Source organism: Microcystis sp. M53603_WE2 (assembly GCF_030065435.1).
Window position 1 is genome coordinate 1 of sequence record NZ_JASJFF010001140.1, and the last position, 4,045, is coordinate 4,045.

Genomic DNA, 4,045 nt, shown 5'->3' on the forward strand with positions numbered 1-4,045 from the left:
CCATCGACCGCAAAAGAGAGCCGAAAAGCCTAGAATAGTAAAAAACCTCGGATTGCCATCGTCTATGGAACTCGCTGCCGGAAAAATCCTTAGTCATCGCTACCAAATTATCCGTCAATTGGGAAAAGGGGGATTCGGACAGACTTTCTTGGCCTGCGATCGCCAGTTACCCAATCAAAATCGTTGTGTGATCAAACAATTTCAACCCCAGTGCCGGAATGCCGAAACTGTAGCCATCGCTAGACGACTGTTTGAAACCGAGGCGAAAATACTGCAAGAATTGGGCATTCATCGCCATATTCCCCGTTTATTTGCTTATTTTGAGGAAAATGGGCAATTTTTCCTCGTGCAAGAATACATTGAGGGGGAAGATTTAGCCACAGAAATTACTGCCGGTGTCTATAGGCAAAATGAAGAGAAAGTGGTGGCTTTATTAACAGAAATTCTCTCAATTCTGGAATTTGTCCATCACAAACAGGTGATCCATCGCGATGTTAATCCCTTCAATCTTATTCGTCGCAGCCAAGATCATCAATTGGTTTTAATTGATTTTGGTGCTGTCAAACAAATTAGCACTCAAGTGGTTAAAGAAGGTAAAACCGTTTCTACCATCGCTATTGGTACCCCTGGTTATTTCCCCAGTGAACAGGCCCAAGGTTATCCGCGTTTTAGTAGCGATATCTATGCCACTGGTATTATTGGATTACAAGCTTTAACCGGTAAAGAGCCCGAAGATATTCCACTGGATGCTCGCACGGGGGAAATTCTCTGGCAACATTTGGCCATGACTAGCGCCGAGTTTAGTTATGTTATCGAGCGCATGATCCGCTATGATTTTCGTCAGCGTTATACCAGCGCTGGTGAAACATTAATCGATCTGAGAAAATTAGGGAAAATTCATCATCTCGCCACGAAAACTACCCAGGGGGTGAAACCTCAAGGTCCGATTGCTCGTCCAGGGAAATCTTGGCTAACAAAAATCCTGGTTGTCTCTGGGACAATTGGCTTAATAGCGGGCGCTTATCTGGGTTTTGATTATTGGCAAAATTCTCGTAATTCTCTTGATTACTATCAACAAGGTCAGACTTTTTATCAACTCAAACGCTATACTGATGCCCTTAATTCCTATGGTCAAGCCTTAAAAATTAATCCCGATTATCTTGAGGCATTGCAAGGAAAAGCTGATGCTTTATTAGCTTTAAAAAGATACTCGGAAGCTTTAAATACCTACGAAAAAGCTATTCAAATTAACCCAGATTCCGCTTGGCAAGCTTGGCTCGGTCGCGGGCAAGCTTTAGATAAGTTAGGCAAAAATCAAGAGGCTTTGGAAAGTTTTGAGCGGGTCTTATCTCTTAATCCTGCCGCTAGTCAAGCTTGGCAAGGTAAGGCCGATATCTATCTAGAACTGCAACAATATTCCGCCGCCCAAAAAGCTCTTGACAAATTGTTAACTTTTCAGCAAAATGATGCCAAAACCTGGTATAAAAAAGGCTGGTCATTACAAAATATTGAGGATTATGAAGGGGCAGTTAAAGCCTACGATCAGGCTCTAGCGCTCGAATCGGATAATGCCTTAATTTGGTATCAAAAAGGTAATAGTTTGTATCAATTAAATAAAATTAATGATGCTTTAGAAAGTTATAGCAAAGCCGGACAATTTAATCCCCAATTTTCCCAAGCTCACTATAGTCAAGGGATTATTCTGCAAAAATTAGACCGCAAGTCAGAAGCTTTGGAGGCATTTACTCAAGCAACTAAAGCCAATTCTAATTATTATCAAGCTTGGTTAAATCAAGGGGCATTACTTCATCAAATGGAAAGATTTCAAGAAGCGATCGCATCCTACGAAAAAGCTCGCCGCATTTCTTCCCAAAAAGCCGAAGTTTTTATCGGTATCGGTAACGCTTGGTATCGTTTAGGCGACTATTCCCAAGCCATAATCGCCTATCAACAGGCGATTCAAAGACAAAAAGATAACCCCGAAACCTGGAAAAGTTTAGGCAATAGTTGCTTTAAACTCGGTCAATACGAGCGAGCGATTCAAGCTTATCAAGAATCACTTCGTTATCGTTCCAATGACCGAGAAGTGCAAACACAAAAACAACTGGCAGAAACTCGCTGGCAAGAACTTCAGCAATCTTCCCAAAACCAAACCCCCAAAGTCGATAATGAGGAACAGGTTCCCTAACTTCCGCTCTTTTTCGGCAGCTTTATCGCTTTTTGCCGGTATTTCTCGGCAATAGTTCCCGTCCTTGATAAAACTGTTTTATCAGTTCTCCCAAGCGCCAATAAACTGCCACCATAAGGACAGTTAATGCTGTCAGCACTGTCACGGGAAGGAGGGCCGATTGACCGAAAATTAGGGCTAAAAGTGGTAAAGATAGACCAAGAACAATAGCGATCGCTATTGTTAACCCCCGCAGACGATTAATATTTTTTAAAGCCCCTTGACAAACAGCACAATTTTTGGTATGGGAGTGATAGCGTTCCAGGAGAATCTCTTTTGATTGTCGGGGGGGAAAAGGTTGACCGGCGAAAGGATCAGCTTGGTATTGATTAACCCAATTGCGATACTCAAACACGAATAAATCCGCTTTGGTAGGGAGATAACAAGCTTGACTAAAATTCCGACTATCCCCCTGAGCTTGCAGATAACGCTCTTGATAGTAGAGAAAAATCTGATCATCTTCAAGAATAGCGTTTTGATTGATGTGGGAATACCAAGTGGGGGTAAGCTTAATGAAGAATTTCGGCAGTTTAGAGTTAAATTTAAAGGGAAAACGAGCAAAGAGACGACATTCTCCCTGACGGATGGGGGTTGCATAGACAGCTGTTAAAGTCCGTCCGAACTTTTCCGAGGTGAGATCGTGGTAAATTAATCCGGGGGCGATAAAATTGCTGTATTGCTGACCTAATTGACCTTTACGCGGTCCTTCGGGCCAAATTCCCTTAAATCCCTGACGATTGGACTCGATAATTTCTAACTCCATAGGAGCGGCATTGGCCCGATTACCGATGGTGAGATGATGGGTATAGGGAACATGACTAGAATCGATAATATTTTCGATTAAAGTGACGGCCGAGTAGGGTAGATCTCGAAAGGTATCCAAACAAATCCAAGCATCGGCATCCTCCTCCATGGGTTCAATAATTGGAATCGCAGTCAGGGGAGCATTTTCGGGATTACCCGCATAAACGAATAATAATCCCTGACGGATAGCCGTGGGAAAAGAGCGCACACAAGCGCGTCGAGAGGTGTTAGCTTGACTGTTTTCCGGTTGTTGGGGAATAAATTCACAGTTTCCTCCCCCGGAAAAAGACCAACCGTGATAGGGACATTCTAGATGTCCGCTTTCGTTAAGACGACCTTCTGAGAGAGGAGCGAGACGATGGGGACATTTATCCTCGAAAACTCGCCATTCTTGCTGATTTTTGTCCCACCAAATCACTAAATCCTCTTCTAGTAGGGTAAAGCGTTGGGGCTGCTTTTTGTCTAAATCTTTGACGTAGTAGATAGGATACCAAACTTGACGACAATCAAAGCGATCGATATCTGTTCCCCCGATGGGATAGGTAGCAGTGCTGCTCAACATAAATTTTAAAATAAGTTAACATTTCTCCTCCAAAATCTAACAAATTTAATCGACAAAAGGGGACAGATGCCGGTATCTGCTGGGGAAACAAACACTGGCACTATATTTTGGGGTGATAATTAAAGGGTAGTCTCCCATGGATAAAGCAAGAATGGGAGAAGGATCAAGATGAAACTAAGGGGAGTTTACCAGAATGTCCGGAGAAACCGTCACTTATTCCCTAGAAACTGTCTTAAAGGATATCAAAGACAGCGTTAAGGATGTTAGTCAAAAAATAGATAATCTACAAAGGGACGTTAATCAAAAATTTGACAAGATTGTTGACATCCTCGCCGCCGTAAAACGGACGGCGATTCCCAAACCTCACGATTTAGGTTTCTGCTTCTTTCCCGAAGGATTTTTCGCACCTGCCTTAACAGATTTACTCTGTTCTGGTCTTATGGTCGCTCTAC

At 42.7% G+C, this 4,045-nt stretch carries 2 protein-coding genes and 1 pseudogene; 2 read left to right on the forward strand and 1 reads right to left on the reverse strand.

The genetic code is table 11. The features are described from left to right. Positions 1-64: 64 nt before the first annotated feature. Positions 65-2,188: a serine/threonine-protein kinase gene (locus PX481_RS24055; RefSeq protein WP_288096440.1), complete on the forward strand. Its 2,124-nt coding sequence runs from the start codon at positions 65-67 to the stop codon at positions 2,186-2,188. 22 nt (positions 2,189-2,210) lie between these two features. Here PX481_RS24055 and PX481_RS24060 read toward each other — a convergent pair whose 3' ends face one another. Further along, positions 2,211-3,593 carry an aromatic ring-hydroxylating dioxygenase subunit alpha gene (locus tag PX481_RS24060; RefSeq protein ID WP_288096439.1) on the reverse strand — a complete coding sequence of 461 codons (1,383 nt, stop codon included), beginning with the start codon at positions 3,591-3,593 and terminating at the stop codon, positions 2,211-2,213. A 193-nt stretch (positions 3,594-3,786) separates the two neighbouring features. Between PX481_RS24060 and PX481_RS24065 the strand changes: the two are divergent. After that, a pseudogene (locus PX481_RS24065) lies at positions 3,787-4,045 on the forward strand (hypothetical protein); the annotation flags it as partial.